Origin of the sequence: Alkalihalobacillus sp. NPDC127517, from assembly GCF_050276055.1 — a bacterium.
In the GTDB taxonomy this organism is placed as follows: domain Bacteria; phylum Bacillota; class Bacilli; order Bacillales; family Bacillaceae_D; genus Alkalicoccobacillus.
Genome location: NZ_JBNNQX010000004.1, coordinates 110,175 through 126,631, shown reverse-complemented (window position 1 = coordinate 126,631; position 16,457 = coordinate 110,175). Strand labels below are relative to the sequence as shown.

23 protein-coding genes, 1 tRNA gene and 1 other annotated feature are annotated in these 16,457 nt (G+C 39.0%); of the genes, 18 read left to right on the top strand and 6 right to left on the bottom strand.

Annotated elements, in window-relative coordinates; genetic code table 11:
• The first annotated feature begins 38 nt into the window (after positions 1–38).
• The 3 genes from ACQKKO_RS06440 to ACQKKO_RS06430 all read left to right on the top strand — a co-directional run bounded on the left by ACQKKO_RS06440 (position 39) and on the right by ACQKKO_RS06430 (position 1,463).
• On the top strand, positions 39–368 hold the full coding sequence (locus tag ACQKKO_RS06440) for a YrhK family protein (protein ID WP_498645442.1): 330 nt from the start codon (positions 39–41) through the stop codon (positions 366–368).
• Between the two features lie 82 nt (positions 369–450).
• Positions 451–523, top strand: a tRNA-Val gene (locus tag ACQKKO_RS06435).
• Positions 524–806: 283 nt separating this feature from the next.
• Positions 807–1,463, top strand: coding sequence for a hypothetical protein (locus ACQKKO_RS06430; RefSeq protein WP_498645440.1), 657 nt, complete (start codon positions 807–809; stop codon positions 1,461–1,463).
• A 67-nt stretch (positions 1,464–1,530) separates the two neighbouring features.
• Here the strand turns inward: ACQKKO_RS06430 and ACQKKO_RS06425 are convergent, their stop codons facing one another.
• The 4 genes from ACQKKO_RS06425 to ACQKKO_RS06410 form a co-directional block, all read right to left on the bottom strand.
• Positions 1,531–2,988 carry a nicotinate phosphoribosyltransferase gene (locus tag ACQKKO_RS06425; RefSeq protein WP_498645438.1) on the bottom strand — a complete coding sequence of 486 codons (1,458 nt, stop codon included), beginning with the start codon at positions 2,986–2,988 and terminating at the stop codon, positions 1,531–1,533.
• 25 nt (positions 2,989–3,013) lie between these two features.
• A complete protein-coding gene (locus ACQKKO_RS06420; RefSeq protein ID WP_498645437.1) occupies positions 3,014–3,559 on the bottom strand; it encodes a cysteine hydrolase family protein in 546 nt (181 codons plus the stop codon).
• Positions 3,560–3,574: 15 nt separating this feature from the next.
• Complete coding sequence (locus tag ACQKKO_RS06415; RefSeq protein WP_498645435.1) at positions 3,575–4,366, bottom strand: NUDIX domain-containing protein; 792 nt, start codon at positions 4,364–4,366, stop codon at positions 3,575–3,577.
• Between the two features lie 154 nt (positions 4,367–4,520).
• The gene (locus ACQKKO_RS06410) at positions 4,521–5,588 is read right to left on the bottom strand and encodes an acyltransferase family protein (RefSeq protein ID WP_498645434.1); all 1,068 of its coding nucleotides are present in this window, start codon (positions 5,586–5,588) and stop codon (positions 4,521–4,523) included.
• 74 nt (positions 5,589–5,662) lie between these two features.
• Between ACQKKO_RS06410 and ACQKKO_RS06405 the strand changes: the two genes are divergently transcribed.
• The 8 genes from ACQKKO_RS06405 (at position 5,663) to ACQKKO_RS06370 (ending at position 9,722) form a co-directional block, all read left to right on the top strand.
• Positions 5,663–6,235: a GNAT family N-acetyltransferase gene (locus ACQKKO_RS06405; RefSeq protein WP_498645432.1), complete on the top strand. Its 573-nt coding sequence runs from the start codon at positions 5,663–5,665 to the stop codon at positions 6,233–6,235.
• Positions 6,236–6,435: 200 nt separating this feature from the next.
• Entirely contained in the window at positions 6,436–6,642 is a 207-nt protein-coding gene (locus ACQKKO_RS06400; protein WP_498645430.1) for a helix-turn-helix transcriptional regulator, read from the top strand.
• On the top strand, positions 6,642–7,034 hold the full coding sequence (locus ACQKKO_RS06395) for a hypothetical protein (protein ID WP_498645428.1): 393 nt from the start codon (positions 6,642–6,644) through the stop codon (positions 7,032–7,034). The genes ACQKKO_RS06400 and ACQKKO_RS06395 overlap by 1 nt, the downstream gene beginning before the upstream one ends.
• Positions 7,035–7,107: 73 nt before the next feature.
• Positions 7,108–7,401: a hypothetical protein gene (locus ACQKKO_RS06390; protein WP_498645426.1), complete on the top strand. Its 294-nt coding sequence runs from the start codon at positions 7,108–7,110 to the stop codon at positions 7,399–7,401.
• Positions 7,402–7,455: 54 nt separating this feature from the next.
• Positions 7,456–7,857 (top strand): hypothetical protein, encoded by a 402-nt coding sequence (locus ACQKKO_RS06385; protein ID WP_498645424.1) that lies wholly within the window; start codon positions 7,456–7,458, stop codon positions 7,855–7,857.
• Positions 7,858–7,903: 46 nt separating this feature from the next.
• Positions 7,904–8,359 (top strand): DinB family protein, encoded by a 456-nt coding sequence (locus ACQKKO_RS06380; RefSeq protein ID WP_498645422.1) that lies wholly within the window; start codon positions 7,904–7,906, stop codon positions 8,357–8,359.
• A 117-nt stretch (positions 8,360–8,476) separates the two neighbouring features.
• Positions 8,477–9,076, top strand: coding sequence for a peptidoglycan-binding domain-containing protein (locus tag ACQKKO_RS06375; protein WP_498645420.1), 600 nt, complete (start codon positions 8,477–8,479; stop codon positions 9,074–9,076).
• A gap of 382 nt (positions 9,077–9,458) precedes the next feature.
• On the top strand, positions 9,459–9,722 hold the full coding sequence (locus ACQKKO_RS06370; protein ID WP_498645418.1) for a hypothetical protein: 264 nt from the start codon (positions 9,459–9,461) through the stop codon (positions 9,720–9,722).
• Positions 9,723–9,998: 276 nt separating this feature from the next.
• Here the strand turns inward: ACQKKO_RS06370 and ACQKKO_RS06365 are convergent, their stop codons facing one another.
• Positions 9,999–10,175 carry a hypothetical protein gene (locus ACQKKO_RS06365; RefSeq protein WP_498645416.1) on the bottom strand — a complete coding sequence of 59 codons (177 nt, stop codon included), beginning with the start codon at positions 10,173–10,175 and terminating at the stop codon, positions 9,999–10,001.
• Positions 10,176–10,216: 41 nt separating this feature from the next.
• Positions 10,217–10,435, bottom strand: a binding site (T-box leader).
• Between the two features lie 200 nt (positions 10,436–10,635).
• Between ACQKKO_RS06365 and ACQKKO_RS06360 the strand changes: the two genes are divergently transcribed.
• From ACQKKO_RS06360 to ACQKKO_RS06340, 5 genes are all read left to right on the top strand, one after another.
• Complete coding sequence (locus ACQKKO_RS06360; RefSeq protein ID WP_498645414.1) at positions 10,636–12,084, top strand: SulP family inorganic anion transporter; 1,449 nt, start codon at positions 10,636–10,638, stop codon at positions 12,082–12,084.
• Between the two features lie 183 nt (positions 12,085–12,267).
• Positions 12,268–12,786, top strand: coding sequence for a sigma-70 family RNA polymerase sigma factor (locus ACQKKO_RS06355; RefSeq protein ID WP_498645800.1), 519 nt, complete (start codon positions 12,268–12,270; stop codon positions 12,784–12,786).
• Complete coding sequence (locus ACQKKO_RS06350; protein WP_498645412.1) at positions 12,779–13,567, top strand: hypothetical protein; 789 nt, start codon at positions 12,779–12,781, stop codon at positions 13,565–13,567. The genes ACQKKO_RS06355 and ACQKKO_RS06350 overlap by 8 nt, the downstream gene beginning before the upstream one ends.
• Positions 13,568–13,690: 123 nt before the next feature.
• Positions 13,691–14,566, top strand: coding sequence for a serine/threonine protein kinase (locus ACQKKO_RS06345; RefSeq protein ID WP_498645410.1), 876 nt, complete (start codon positions 13,691–13,693; stop codon positions 14,564–14,566).
• The gene (locus ACQKKO_RS06340; RefSeq protein ID WP_498645408.1) at positions 14,563–14,985 is read left to right on the top strand and encodes an NUDIX hydrolase; all 423 of its coding nucleotides are present in this window, start codon (positions 14,563–14,565) and stop codon (positions 14,983–14,985) included. Before ACQKKO_RS06345 ends, ACQKKO_RS06340 begins: the two co-directional genes overlap by 4 nt.
• Here ACQKKO_RS06340 and ACQKKO_RS06335 read toward each other — a convergent pair.
• Positions 14,974–15,183, bottom strand: coding sequence for a hypothetical protein (locus ACQKKO_RS06335; RefSeq protein ID WP_498645406.1), 210 nt, complete (start codon positions 15,181–15,183; stop codon positions 14,974–14,976). The two genes, ACQKKO_RS06340 and ACQKKO_RS06335, sit on opposite strands and share 12 nt — an antisense overlap.
• Positions 15,184–15,465: 282 nt before the next feature.
• Between ACQKKO_RS06335 and ACQKKO_RS06330 the strand changes: the two genes are divergently transcribed.
• The gene (locus tag ACQKKO_RS06330) at positions 15,466–15,798 is read left to right on the top strand and encodes a PadR family transcriptional regulator (RefSeq protein WP_498645404.1); all 333 of its coding nucleotides are present in this window, start codon (positions 15,466–15,468) and stop codon (positions 15,796–15,798) included.
• The gene (locus tag ACQKKO_RS06325; protein ID WP_498645402.1) at positions 15,785–16,390 is read left to right on the top strand and encodes a DUF2812 domain-containing protein; all 606 of its coding nucleotides are present in this window, start codon (positions 15,785–15,787) and stop codon (positions 16,388–16,390) included. The genes ACQKKO_RS06330 and ACQKKO_RS06325 overlap by 14 nt, the downstream gene beginning before the upstream one ends.
• The last annotated feature ends 67 nt before the right edge of the window (positions 16,391–16,457 follow it).

Below are 16,457 nucleotides of genomic sequence, written 5' to 3'. Positions count from 1 at the left end.
AATTGAAAAAAGATAAAAACAATAAATAGGTGATACGAATGATTTCCAAAAATGAAAAAGAAGACTATATTGATTTGCAGGCAGGTCGTTTCCGAATCTATTTCCGGAAACGTTATCGACTCATTACTACAGTAAATGATCTATTAATTGGATTCTTTTTTGTAGTGGGAAGTATTTTAAACTTCTTCACATCCCTCCAAATGGTAGGAAACTCCTTATATTTGTGTGGCAGTTTACTTCTAGCAAGCCGTCCGATCCTGCGTATAATGCATGACACCACATTAAGAGACGAAATGAAGCACTCAAGTAACTACAATCCGACGAAACGTCAAGGAAACGAAGAACAAGAAACAGCCAGCTCTACTTAAGTAAAGCTGGCTGGCTGCGATTCTATTGACTTAATTATAGAATAAAGGTATAGTAATAGATGTCGTAATAAGTTACATACACGATCCGTTAGCTCAGCTGGGAGAGCGCCACCTTGACAGGGTGGAGGTCATTGGTTCGAGCCCAATACGGGTCATCATTGTTTTTTGATTATTAGATAGCATCTTTCCGAATAGGGAGGGTGCTATTTTTTATGCTGTTGAAGGAGTCAGGTGGCGAAAAAGAGGCAAAGCTCGTAACAGTCAATTTTTATATCATTTGCTATGCTGAGGGGTTTTTCCCAAGTACACGCTTCTTATGTAGACATAATTAATAGATAATTGGATATACGAGCTTAAGATTTTTAGGGCTTTAGCCGATCTATACAATTGTGGAGAAATTAGATTTTTCTATAATACATATACAAAAGAGGGATTTAAATGAAAATAAAGATTGTAGCAATAGCTTTATTAGCAACTATACTCGTATTAGGTGCTTGTAGTACTAACCCAAAATCTATTGGCGATGCTCTAGTCGAAGAGTCTGACGTCAAGGCTGAGTCTCCAGCAGAAAAAGAAGTTGAACCGGAAACAACCTCTTTGGAAGAGTCTGTAGATTCAGAAAAAGAAATCGAATTATCTTATGTCATCCCTGATGATTTAAAGGACTCATTTAAAATGGACAAGAACAGAGTTTATACGTATGAAAGTATAAATGAAGTATTTACACAGTCATATGTCTCACAAGCAGACCAAGAAACAGAATGGGAAATATGGAACAATGGAGATTTTGATTATATCCATAATGAAGATGAGAACGGCTTATATACCGGCTGGATAGATGCTAATTATTATATTGATATTAAGTATCCAGTATTCATAGGTCAAGAATGGGAGCCGACATATGAAATTGAAGGTACATACAAAATTATTAATGTTGACGAAACGATAGAAACGAAAGCCGGGACATTCTCAAACGTTATTACAGTGGAAGAAGAGGCAGGTTACAAATTATATTATGCGGGAGGCATTGGTTTTATTAAATCTGAGCAAGACGGCAATGTAGTTACTGAACTTATTAAACTAGAGAAAAGGTAATATACATAATTGCTCACACTCAGCTCCATCAAAAAGAGGAAGCCCCAAGGCTTCCTCTTTCCGTTCTCTACTTCCGACTCGCAACCTTCTCCTTCACTTCGGCAATTCGTTTCATTTTATTATCCCAGCACGCTTGGCTTAAATCGACTGGATATTCTTCAGGCATATGCAGTCGTTTGTATTCATCCCATAGAAGTTCGAGGTTTGTTTCTACATACGTACGGATCTCAGCTAGATTCGGCAATTGATACACACATGTGCCATTTTCAAAAATAGGGTGGTGCAGCTCGATGGCTTCGAAGGTACGGATCGCTTTTTTTACATAGGTATGAACCGGGTGGAACATAATAAGCGTCTCCTCTGAATTTGGCTCTTCTGATTCCATCGCGATGTAATCTCCTTCAGACTTACGAGTGAGTGTATTGATGATACGGAACACTCGTTTGAGCCCAGGTGTGGAGACCTTCTCTGGATTCGCACTAATTTTTATGGTATCGACCATTTCTCCATCTTCTTCGATCGATACGAGCTTATACACGGCACCAAGTGCAGGTTGATCGTAGGCTGTGATTAGCTTTGTACCAATTCCCCAGATGTTGATCTCTGCACCTTGTGACTTCAGGTTCATGATCGTTTTTTCATCAAGGTCATTTGATGCAGCGATTTTCGTCTCTTGGTAGCCGGCCTCATCAAGCATCTTTCTCGCTTTTTTGGAGAGGTAGGCAAGATCGCCACTATCCAATCGGATGGCTTTAAATGTAATCCGGTCTTTTTCTTCATCCGCCACTTTGATTGCATTTGGAACACCTGACTTTAACGTATCGTAGGTATCCACTAAAAATGTACAATCTCTATGTGATGTAGCATATTTTTTGAAGGCTGTGTATTCATCTCGGTAGGCCTGAACCAAGGAGTGTGCATGTGTCCCTGCAACGGGGATACCAAATTTTTTGCCGGCACGTACGTTTGAAGTTGCATCAAACCCAGCAAGATAAGCCGCTCTTGTTCCCCAGATGGCTGCATCCATTTCTTGAGCGCGGCGTGTTCCGAACTCCATTGCGATGTCGCTCCCAATCAATTGTTTAATTCGGGCCGCTTTGGTTGCAATTAATGTTTGGTAATTCACAATGTTTAATAGCGGTGTTTCAATTAGCTGAGCTTGAATGAGTGGGGCTTCAATCCGCAAAATCGGCTCGTTGCCAAACACTAATTCTCCTTCTTTCATGCCTTTCACTGTACCAGTAAATTTCAGGTTCGCTAAGAAATCGAGGTATGCTTCTTCATATCCTAGTTCACGAAGGTAATCGATGTCACTTTCGGTAAACTGAAACTGATTTAAAAATTCAATTACTCGTTCAAGACCGGCGAAGATGGCATATCCATTTCCAAAGGGAAGCTTACGGAAGTAAAGTTCAAATACTGCTTTTTTGTCCTCAAGGCCATCCTTCCAATAGGTCTGTGCCATATTAATTTGATACAGGTCTGTGTGTAGCATTAAGCTATCGTCTACAAATGTTGTACTCATAAATGAAACCTCCTAAAGTTCTTGTTTATACGATTGTTGCGCCAAGTGAACCCTTAAAATGTTCAAGTGCCCATGTATGTCCTGCAGAATTGAAGCTTGCAACGGCATTCTCATGAATCACAATCTTAAACCCCTTGTTATACGCATCGACGGCTGTATGCAGGATACAAATATCCGTACAGACACCAACTAAGTGCAATTCTGTAATCTGACGTTCGCGTAATTTTAATTCTAGATCCGTCCCGGCAAACGCACTATATCTCGTTTTATCCATCCAATATACATTGTCTTCATGTTTAGTTGATTGATACACATCATTTAATTGACCGTAGAGCTCTCTTCCTTTTGTCCCTTCTATATTATGAGGAGGAAAGAGGGAAGACTCAGGGTGTAACAAATCATTCTCTTTATGTAAATCAACAGCAAATACTACATAGTCATTACGCTTCATAAATTCGTTTGTAATCGTTACAACAGCCTGTTCAATCTCCTGACCAGGCTTTCCACACGTCAGTAATCCATCTGTATCAACAAAATCAAAGGTATAGTCGATGTTTAGCAAAGCTTTCATAGAAATCCCTCCATATTAATATTTGGCCGTGTATATCGGTTTTAGCACTTCCATTTCAACGAAGGTATAGAGCTGGGTAGGTGTCTTTGATGTGCGCTGTGTGGTTTGACCAGGTACAGCTTCAAGAAAAGGAAGTGATTTGATCTTTCGGATAAAAGCCTGATTGCTTACGATCGCAGGGTCATCCGTTACAGTGAGTAAAACTGCTTGTAATTCAGAAAATGTAAAGGTATCTGGCAAAAACTCTTTAGCTACGGTGGTTTGTAACAAATCTGTTTTGATTTGTTGGATCGCTGCTTGAATAATCTCATCGTGGTCAAATGCTAATTTTGATTCTTGTACGAGCTTCTGCAAGTGACTCATTGAGAAAAGCTGCACCTCGGCCGCATCATCATTTGCCTGGCGCATAGAGACTTTGTTTTCTGAAACAATGGCATAGTGAGCATTTGAGATAATCCAGCCTCTGGGATCACGTCCTGGTTGATCATATACCCCGAAATGCTTAAGATGAATGTCTTGAATGTTTGTTTCTTCATGGAGTTCTCGTTTAGCTGCCTCAAATGCCGTCTCTGATTCTTGAACAAACCCTCCGGGCAAAGCCCATTTACCTGCTTCAATGTTTGGCTCGCCCTCTGCATTTAGAGCAGTCCGCTGAATCAACATAAGAGCAAGCTCCATCTTAGGTGGCTTATACGCTTGTTGTTCCGTTGCTACAATAGTGAAAACGGCAATATCTGATGTATATCCATCAGGTGTTCGGTACTTGTTGCTATCATATTGCTCAAGAGCGTGACGATTTGTAGACATTCAAACCTCCTGCGAAAAATACTATTAACACTTTGTTAATTGTTAATAGTATATATCATCCTTCAACTGAAAATCAAGTATGAATGTTTTCTTTTTGTATCATCAAAAAAGATCCGATAAGCGTTAAGCTATATCGGATCTTTTTATTCATGAATTAACCAGTTTGTTTTCTCTGAAATTCTTCTTTTTCGCCAGGTTTTGTTTTATATGAGAACAAGCATTTCTCTTTTAACCATAAGGCACCATGATAAACGGGTTGAAAAAGAAAGCATGGAAGGACGATACAAACAATAATTGTACCTACGTAATAAAGTGGACTCATGTAATAAGTTGTCCAACCGACCAGCTGAACGGCTTTTAACACAAGAAGTTCAACAAAAATATGCAATGTATAAATGGCTAATGAATAGGATGAAAGCTTTGTTAGGATTGTGCCCTTTCCTATATTCGGATATTGGACACATAACGTACCTAATGAAAAGGTGAAGAGAGGTAGTAAAATCCAGGATAGCCCGAGATGATAATAATACGTTGCAACATAAGCACCTGCAATAAGAAGCGTGTAAACCCACGGAGCCCGGTAGCTTACCTTATCTTTTGTATAATTTAATGTGTACCCAAGTACAACGTATAGAAAGCCGAATGCGAAGCTTTTATAATAAAAGAGCTGAATGGAATCAAATAATCCTATATTCTCAAGCCCATATAGTGCGACTGCTAGTGCAAAAATGCCTAACGGGTGTACGCGCAGTCGAAGCAATCCGTACAAGAAAATTGCTGAATAGAGTAATAGAATAAGGAAGTAAAGCTGAAAGGACCCAATAGATCCATTCAGGACATTCAGTGCATTCCACTGGCTAAGCTGCATTTGAATGGCTTCTAATACAGACTCACTTAGCATGTATGCGCTCGTCGCCTCTATAACAACCCTTGCCACCATATAGAAAAGGGAGAATACGATAAAATAGGAGAGAATCTTCTTTCCGTATGTGATGAGATAAGAGGGACCTTGATCAGTACTTTTGTGAAAAATAATAAATCCCGCAGCCATAAAAAAGAAGGGACTTCCGATATCTAGTAGGTATCGATAGCTATAATAGTTAGCCCAGGTCGCAATGTCATGACTTGAAATTTGAGAGGTGACGTGGACAGTAACGACGAAGATCGCACAGATGAACCTAAAGACATCAATGGAGTGATAGTAGGTTTTAGGTACGTTCATGATCCACATCCTCTAGTTGACTTATTTGTAGTGATTCAAATGAATCTTCATATACAATTAATCATGAAGGGCTTATGCGCTTAAAACAAGGTGGTTTGTGTGAAGAATTTGTAAAGGAAGGTAGTGGCAAGATGTTCAATTATCGACCATTAACAGAGGAAGATGCGAAAGAGTATCGTCATATTCGGTTAGAAGCGCTAAAGAATGCTCCAGAAGCGTTCGCAACAAGCTATAAAGAGGAACAACACGTGCCTGTTGAAGAGTTTGGGTTACGGTTAAAGGGAGAGGGAGCGACAACGTTTGGTGTGTTTCACACCACAGAGTTAGTAGCCGTTGTCACTTTGCTGTTTGAACAAAAACAAAAGCTGCAGCATCGAGCAATGCTTGTCGCGATGTATGTCCATCCTGATTACCAAAGAAAGGGTATTGGTAGAAAATTACTCCAATATCCAATTCAGTTTGCAAAGTCTAATGATGATATTGAACAGCTCTATTTAACCGTCGTCTCCACCAATGTACAAGCCAAAAAGCTATATGAGTCTCTTGGTTTTAGGTGTTATGGGGTAGATAAGCGTGCTTTAAAACTCGCTAGTGGAATGTACTTAGATGAGGATTTGATGGTTCTTGATTTGAAGATGAGTACATAATTATTTCGTCTGGCTTTGATTACTAGATGTACCTGTACTGGACGAACCAATTTACTCGGTTAAACTAAGAATTGAGAGTAGAGAATTAGTTGTCGAACGAGAGCCTGATGATGTTGAAGATGAGTAAGTAAATAATATAAAGTAAAGCACCCTTTACGTAAAGGGTGCTTTACTTTATAATCGGCGTGGGAGGCTAGTGTATGAAAAATTCGATTAAAGAACTACGGAAAAAGCACCTCTGGTCTCAGGAAGCATTAGCACAAAAGCTAGGAGTATCAAGACAAACAATCATCTCCATTGAAAAAGGGAAATACCATCCTTCATTACCACTTGCGATTCAAATGGCCAGGTGTTTTCATTCAACCGTAGAAGAAGTGTTTCATCTTGACGAAGAGGAGGGTAAATGATGAATGACATGAGCGTAAGGTCGTATCGAATATTTTTTATTATCGCTGCGATATTCTTTATTGTATTCGGAGTTGGCTTAATTGTTTTAAATGTCCTGTACAATCACAAGGTTGTTGGACACGAATTTACTTGGATAACCCTATCAGTAATATGTGCCGTACAAGCGTATCTTGTACCTCAATTTATCGTAAACGATGAACGAGTGAAACTCATTAAACAGAAGGCGATGTCTACTGGCTACTTTTTTATCATTGGTTATTCTGTGATCTTTATGATTTTACTTCAAACAAAAGTTATACATTTAACTGCTATCCAATTACTTGGGATATTTACCGCTCTAATTGTATGTACAGTATTTCTTTTATTTGTATTCTTTTCAAAACGTTATTAAACGTTAAATTAGGGTAATGAAACGAAAAAGGCTTCATAGGCTTACATAAAATCATTTGAAGGGATTGGATCATTTGGATCTTATCGTTCCTATCTGTTTAGCCGTAATCCTTGTTTCGAGCGTATCTGTTGTGGCGTTAATGCTTAGTAAAAGAGATTTACCTCTAATTACAAAATTCATACCAATCTTTATCATGGAGTTTGCTGCGATGGGGTTTATCTATTATGGGTTTATCGTACAGGAGGATATCACAAACCCATATGCAATTCTCGGTTTCAGCATGATCTTCTTAGCTGTCATTCCGTTAATGATCATTTTATTACCACACTCAAAAAACATGAACAAGAAGGGGAGAGGTTTCAATTGAAACCTCTTTTTTTGAATGAGTTTAATCAATTAATTATAGAGGAGTGATGTGTTGATGAAACGGTCATTTTTAGTAATTTTGCTTGGAGTCATTTTTACTGCTTGTGGTAGTAATGAACTTGACGATCGTTACTTTAGCGGTGAATCGGACAGTTGGACTGGGGAAATTCTTCTTGAGTTAAAACCAACGACTGAGCCAACGTATGAAGACGCACACGTAGAGCTTACGTATCACGGAGAAGGTATGGAGCCAGATAGGATCGAAGTAAGGACAATTAAACAATATAATATACCTGAAACATATGGTGATGTTTCTGCGAACGATGATGGCGTTTTTTACAAAAGGTACGGGAACTACGGATTAGAGGGTGCTTATGCAAATGGGGGAAATTTCGGGTTAATGATCACGTGGTATGAGGGGGAAGAAACGATTTATTTTGAGGAAGAGCTTGATTAGCTGTTTTCTAAATGTGGTTTCAATCTTAATGTGAAGGAATGATCCGATGAAGAAGTTGTTCAACTATAACTGGCAGGTTCGTGATGAGTGGTTTGAATGGTGTGAACAAATTCCCCCACACCTATTAAAAAAGGAGCTAGGTGGCGGCGCCGGAAGTATACTGTACACTCTATTTCATATTGTTGAAGTGGAGCATAGCTGGATACGCGGGATCCAAGGCAAAGAAGATGTCGTTTATGAATATAAGGATTATGCAACAATGGAAAAGGTCAACTCTTTGTCTGAACATCTGCGTAATGAGAATGTGAATTTTCTAAATGAACCCTTTGACCTCTACAAAAATAAACAGATTAAAGTCCCATGGGAGACTGAGTTTTATACAGGTGACGCTATCATTCATCACATCATTGTTCATGAAATTCATCATATAGGACAGCTCTCCATCTGGGCAAGACAGCTTGGATTTACCCCAGTGTCTGCTCATTTTGTTGGACGAGTATGATCTATAGATTTTGTGAGATGTGGAATCTAAAAGAATGTGTAACGACCTAGGATCGTGTTTATCTTTTGGGGGAGAAGGTAGCCATATAATAAGACAATTTGTTAGGAGGAGTTCAAGATGAAGAAGAAATGGTTAGCGATTGTTCCAGCGGTTGCGCTTGTAACAGCTCCACTTCCACTACAAAACGTGTCCGCTTCCGATGATCAAATCGTTCAAGAATCAGAGTTACCTGAAGAATTAATGCCAGTGCTTGATATTGCAGCCGAACATCAACCAACGTTAAAGCTAGGCAGCATTGATAGCGCAGGAAATGAAGTTGCATTTGTTCAATTTACTCTCAGTCAAGTAGGTTTTGAAACGCATGTGGATGGTATGTATGGCTCACATACAGAAGAGCAAGTTCAAGCGTATCAAGCCGAGCATGGGCTAGCTTCTGATGGAATAGTAGGAGTAAATACTTGGATGGCGTTTATGTCTGAGTATTCAAGTGTTTCTTTCCCCTTAGAAACGGCGATTCATTATGCAGAAGAAGCACTAGATAATGATGATCTCGTTTTTAGTGGAGACGGTGTTTTGCACGAAGATTCTGAAGGGAATCATTATTATTCACTCAGAGCTCAAAGTCAAAGTTTAATTGATGGTGGCGGAACAGGCACCGTTGGATTCTACAATGTTTACAAGAATGGTGATGTGATTGAGGCCGAACCAGAATCATAAAAATTAGATTAAATAACGAATGGCGAAAGATTCGATCATTGAATCTTTCGCCATTTTTTAATTGATTTTTAGTAATTTTTCAGTCTTGTTTTAATGAAATAGAAGGTGGAAGCGGGTGTCGCTTTAGTTATGTACTCAAATCAGACTGATATTGCTAGTTACCTTAACGATAAAGGTCTGCCTTTTACTAGGCAAAAGGTGCATTTATCTTACTCGTAACTCATTTCTTGAACCTGATCTTACACTTGGCAAGCGGTAGTTTTTTTTTGTGAGACAACCGGTGGAAAATATTCCACATTAGATGGACTTCTAAATATAGACCTTAGTTGTAGAATGAACTTTTTATTTACAGGGTAGCTATAATACAGGAGGCGGTATCACTATGAACAAGTTTAGAATGGCTGCACTTATATTTTGTGCAATAGCTATAGTGGCAATGATCATTAATTTATTAATTGGAAGCGCCAATCCTTGGTACGATATTATATTTCGAGTTGCGTTCTCTGTTGCAACATTAATAGCGCTCAAACTAGCGTATAAAGCTGATAAACAAAAAGGTAAGAATCGTCTTGCATTAGCAATAGTTGTTAGTTTGCTCCCTCTTTTTCTCATCGTAACAGTGATTATAGACATTATTAACCTGTAAGACTTCGTGTTTGGAATCCTATTAAACCTTGTAGAAAAGGTCACGCGCCGATTCCAGGGTTCAAGCGTATCGTCAATTAATAAAAGCGGGAGAAATTGCTTTTACAGATAGAAGGGGAAACCGAAAATATGGATAGAGAAAAAGGCGAAGAGTACATTGATGTTGAGGTTTTAAACGATATAGTGTACATCACAGAATTAAAGCTTGATGGCCATAGAATCATAGTGAGCCGCTTTGAAGGAAAAACAAAACACTACGCCAGGCTTCATAATGAGGTTAGGTTACGACAATGTGCCCGGAATTTTTGGAACAAGTGTTTAAAGAGGGAACCATGCTTGCTACATCTCCTAAATGCTGATGTTTAGGGGTTTCAAGTAGAGTATGAATGACCTCCTGTGGAAATGCATGATCTAAGGCTTTTGTTAGAACGGCTGCAACCTGTGATTTAATCATTTATTTTCTCCTTTCAACATAAAAAAGCCCCCGCCTCTAAAAATAGAGACGAGAGCATCGCTTCCCGTGGTACCACTCTAGTTGCCATCCATTGATGACCACTTTCTGTTTGTAACGAGGTGTCTTCCCCGTATTTCCCTACGTTATTTCAGGAAACTTCTCCAAAGTGCGGTTCATTCAACCGTGTTTGATTAGGCTCACACTATCCCTAACTCGCTTCACTACATGGCTTGAATTACTCTCTTTGTCATTGAATGTGTCTGATGAATTTAGCTTATCGTACATTCATCCTCAGATGAAGTCAATAGCGAACCAAAGAAAAACATCTTGCGTAAATAGGCAGAAGCCCTATAATAGACCTTGTGTAAAATTCGGATAAAAGAAAAAGTCTCTCTTGATACTAATTGACTTTCGTGAGACTCGAGGGTCGGTAAAATGCATAGAAAGAGAGAGGTTAGATATGGTTGGAAGCTTAAAAGAACAGTGGTTTGGCAATGTAAAAGGAGACATCTTATCAGGTATCGTTGTCGCCTTAGCCTTGATCCCAGAAGCCATTGCGTTCTCAATTATTGCTGGGGTCAATCCAATGGTAGGGTTGTATGCGTCATTTTGTATCGCGGTGGTTATTTCATTTGTTGGGGGCAGAACGGCGATGATTTCTGCAGCAACAGGTGCGATGGCGCTTGTGATGGTCAATTTAGTTTCGTCACATGGGATCGAATATATGCTGGCAGCGACAATCTTGACCGGGGTCATTCAAATTATTTTTGGGATATGTAAATTTGCAAAACTGATGCAATTTGTCCCACGAACGGTGATGACTGGTTTTGTAAATTCATTAGCCATTTTAATATTTATGGCTCAAATTCAACACTTTATTGGGGAAACATGGGTGATGTATCTACTTGTAGCAGTAACGCTCGCAATCGTGTACCTGTTTCCTTATGTAACAAAAGTGGTACCTTCAACGCTTGTAGCAATTGTTGTTGTGACAATTATTGTTTTATCATTAAACATTGGCGTTCGAAATGTAGGAGATATGGGAACGTTAACCCAAAGTTTGCCTACATTTATTCTGCCAAATGTTCCTTTAAATCTTGAAACGTTGTGGATCATTTTCCCTTATTCCTTTGCACTCGCAATTGTTGGGTTGCTTGAATCGTTGCTAACCGCAAATATCTTGGATGACATGACGGATACACCAAGTAATAAAAACAAAGAAAGCCGCGGCCAGGGAATGGCCAATATTGTGTCGGGATTCTTTGGAGGTATGGCTGGGTGTGCCATGATTGGCCAATCAATGATTAATGTGAAGTCAGGTGGTAGAGGCAGATTGTCTACGTTTGTAGCAGGGGCCTTTCTCATGTTTATGATTGTTGCCTTAGGTAATGTGGTCGTCCAAATTCCAATGGCTGCCTTAACGGGAGTGATGATTATGGTGGCAATCGGTTCATTTGATTGGAGTTCGTTGCGCACACTGCACCGATTACCCCGGACGGATGCGATTGTGTTGGTTGTCACTGTAGCGGTTGTGCTTACGACCCACAACTTAGCATATGGAGTGTTGTCAGGTGTATTACTCAGTATGATCTTTTTCGCATCAAAGATCTCCAAAATCCACGTAACCAAAAGCGTAGATCGTGAGCGAAATGCTCGCCTGTATCAAGTGGAAGGTCCATTATTTTTTGCTTCAGTGACACCTTTCTTGAAGCAATTTGATACAGAAGAAAAAGTTGCTGAGGTTTTTATTGATCTCACGCATTCTCAGATTTGGGATGACTCTGCTGTCGGAGCTCTTGATCGATTAGAAGCAATGTTTACAGCAAATGAGATTCAAGTAAACTATCAAGGCTTAAACAAAAAAAGTGCAACACTGCTTAAATCGCTTGGACGTATCACAAATGGATAATAGCTAATATGACTAAAACCAGACTCGGATGTTTATTTCTGAGTCTGGTTTTTTTGATAATAAACATGTTTAATTACATAAAATGGTATGATAGATGTAAATTTTTAAATAATTAAAGCCAAATGGCCGACTGTTACGTCTAATGTATAGTGATCGAACGTAGGAGGTGCAACGTTCTTGAATGTGAAATTAATCAAAAAAGCGCAAAGAGGCAATTCAAAGGCTTTTTTGGAATGTTTTCAAGCATATGAGGTGGAACTATATAAAATGGCCTTTATCTATATGAAAAACGAGGAGGATGCCCTTGAAGTTGTTCAAGAGACGGCGTACCGTTCCTTTAAAACCGTTTCAAACCTAAAGGAACCAAAATACTTTAAAACGTGGTTACTTAGAATTGCAATAAATGCCTCTGTAGACTTACTTAGAAAGAAAAAGATAGAAGTTCAAATGGAAGATCATATGAAAGATCACTTATCAACAGATATAAACGAAAATATAGACTTACAAATGACTCTGAAAGACTTACTTGATCACCTGAATGACTCTGAGAAAAGCGTGGTCATCTTACGTTTTTATCAAGACTTAACACTTTCCGAGATTTCAAATGTACTTGATTTATCGGTAGGAACTGTAAAAACCATTCTCTATCGTGCATTAGAAAAGCTCAGAAAGAACGCAGAAAGAGGTGATTTTAATGAGTAATAACATAAAAGATGAAATAAATAAAATTAAAATCCCTAAAGAGCTTAGTGAGAGAAGTATCATTGGCATTAGCCAAGCAAAAGGAAAATTTCTATTTTACACATTTCTATTGCTTTTTTTGATGATCAATACGTATGCATACGGAGCTGTCTATTACTATTATATACCTTGGAAAACAGGACTTCTAAGCACGTTAACAACGATTTTCGTTTATCTTTTAGGCGTTATCCCTTTAACAGCATTCTTATCTGAAAAGCTTTCAAGTTATCTTTTATTTAAAGTACTCCGAGATCAAAAGAGCTTTATCATTTTTACTACATTATTAATTCTCATCCCTATTGTTCTTTTTTCCGTAAAAACAATAAATGAGAATCAAGAGAAACCACTAGACAGTTTGTTTAACTACCATTCCACAAACTTTGAGTCGATGATCATTGAGGTATCCTCAGATGAAGTTTACGTAACAAAGGACGCTACTGATGCGGATGAATTCATTGATTTTTTAAGTCAGTATTCAATTAAAAAAATGCATGATTCCGAATGGGGTGGAGATGTATCAAAAGAAAATGGCGTTCTAATTACATTTTATAAGAACAATCGAGACACACCGATTATGCTTAGTTTGTACGAAACCCGTATACATCTACTAGTTGGAAACTATTATCATGTAACAAGTACTCCTGTTGACATGAATCATCTCAAAGAGAGGGTTAGATCTACTGGTAACTATCATAGAATAAATGGTTCTTCAGTCGATTTTGACGAAATACCAGATGAATAAGGTACTTCAGACTTTGCTCTCCATATAGTTGGTGGGTGAGGTCTTTATTTGTCTTTAAGACTAGTTTAATACTAATCTTTTTTGGTAAAATGAACCATATAAACAGTGTGAGGGAGTGACTGGATGAGCCAAGGTGTGACGATACAAATGGGTGAAGTCTCTTTTCAGTTGAAGGAGAAGCATGATTTTAGTTGGTTGCAAAAGCTAGGAACGGTATGTCATGTGTTTGATCAGCAGGACTCAGGTAATATTAGCTTCGGTGTAATGAGAAACGGGCGGAAACAATTTATTAAATATGCAGGCGCAAAACCGATTCATTTTGATGGTGAACCAAAGCAAGCAGTTGTACGTTTAAAACAAGCTGTCCCACTCTACCAGACTTTAGCTCATGAGCATCTCATTACACTTCAAGAGCACTTTGAGTTAAAAGACGGATACGCGGTAGTATTTGATTGGCAGGAGGGCGAGTGCCTGCACCCTCACTGGTCCTTTCCTCCGCCTGAAAAGTATGAGCATCCGAACTCTCCTTTTTATCGCTTTAAACAACTACCAGTGCAAACACGTTTAAACGCACTCTCGGCCATCTTCACATTTCACGAGCTGGTAGAAGAACGAGAGTACATGGCCATTGATTTTTATGATGGAAGCATTCTCTACGATTTTATAAACGATAAAACAACCATTTGTGACATTGATTACTATGAGTTGGGGCCAGTTCATAATGAAATGGGACGCATGTTTGGCTCCAAACGATTTATGGCACCGGAGGAATTTGATCGAGGTGCTTTGATCGACAAACAAACGAATGTATTCAGACTCGGGGCGACTGCATTTTGTCTGCTTGGAGGCGAACTTGATCGATCCATTGAAAAATGGGAGGCAAGCGCCGCACTTTGGAAGGTCGCATGCAAGGCGGTTTCTGAAAACAAAGATGAACGATATCCTACGGTTCAATCGTTTATAACATCTTGGAATCAAGCACTGGGGGAGAGCTTATGAAACGTATTCAAGTGGTCTATGTTTTTGTTTACAACAAACAAAGTGATCAAGTCTTACTTGTTAAAAACATGAATCATCCCACCTGGTCATTACCGGGTGGGCGGGTAGAAGGGACTGAGACCCTGCCTGAAGCTTGCGTCCGTGAGGTGTATGAAGAAACCGGATTAACAGTCGAAGTGAATGATGTTGTCAGTGTAAATGAAATGTATATCGAAGAGCATCATGCCATTCTCACCACGTTTAAAGCGACGCTAATGTCGACTTCGGATACCATCCACATTCACGATGTCGCCACCATCGAGCAAGCAAGGTGGATGAGTCTGGAAGAGGCAAATCAAAAAATCCCTCATTATGGAGGGATCGAGCGGTTTTTGGATCAAGGAATTCCTTACACCTTTCATGGTGAGCTATCGTTTTAATTCGGTTGCTGATTGTCTTTTCTTACTTCTCTCTTTAGCTAACAGAACAAATTGAACAATGAGTGCAGCTAGAAACAAGGCGCTTGCAATCGTCATTAGTTGATCGTGTGAAAGTGGAGGGAATGAACCTGTTACTGTAGCTACGATGCCTAAATACATAAGTGCAATTATGAAAAAAAGTATGTTTGTTACTTTCAATGGCTTACCTCCTACTTCTTGTTAGCTTAAGTATAAAAGGGTTGTTTGAACGATTCAATAGGAAGGTGGAAATTAAAGGATGAATGGGAGTAGGACGTAGTAATTGCTACGTCTCTTTTTGGTTGAGATTGGGCTTCGGGTGTATGGAGACGAGAGTTAGAAATACATCGGGCTGAGAGCAAAATACATCCATCTCCACCACTCTTAATTAATTAGATCATTGACGTATACAGTTCAACTGTATATACTCAAACTATTCAGTTGAACTGTATAGGAGGCACCATGAAACGAAGTAAACATTTACCTTTAACAGAGACAGTTTATTACATTTTGCTTTCTTTGTTAGAACCACGGCACGGATATTTAGTCATGCAACGTGTGGAGGAGTTAAGTGGAGGGCAAGTGCGTATGGCTGCGGGCACGTTGTATGGAGCGTTTGAAAACTTGGTAAAACTTGAGTTTATTGAGCTTGTTCCGGATAAAGGGAGACGCAGAAAAGTCTATGAAATTACTGATGTAGGAAAAGAAATTCTTGCTCTGGAACAAGAACGGATGCGGACGTTGCTTCAAGTGACGGATCAGTTGTTAAAGGAGGAGAGAGATGAGGAGGTTTAAATTTTTTACTGATTTAACGAAGGAAGAACAATGGTTAAATAAAATGGCGCGTCGCGGATATCAATTGATGTATCGTTCTTTCGGTTATCGATTTAAAAAGGGAGAACCGAAAAACACAACCTATAAAATAGATTATCGTAAATTTAAACGTAAGGCTGATTTTATTGATTATGAAATCATGTTCAAAGATAGTGGGTGGAGAAGGCTACCTTGTCCTAGAAGAAACGGTCACCACTATTTTGAACGCATGGATGAGAGGGCTACGGAAGATATCTTCTCTGATCAGCAGTCAAAAGCTTCTCGCTATAAACGCATTTCCGATTTATACTTAACTCAGTTTTATATTTCCATTCCTTTAATTTTTATCTTGTATATAGCTGATATGCTTCCGAGAAATATCAACCCTGTTAATTGGTATTTAACACCTGGACTATGGGAGATGGAAGGGAACTTATTTTGGTTTGCATTCCTATTTGAAACACCGTTTGCCTTAATGAGAGGGTTAGCTGTTTATTTTATTATCATTACCATTCTTTTATGTGGTGCCTACGGTCTACGCGCCAAGAAACAATACGAAAAGGAGGCAGCATAATGCGACGTTAAAAGCAACTGATTCAAGGTCCACCACCTACCAGCCTTTTAGTCAAACGATTATCTAA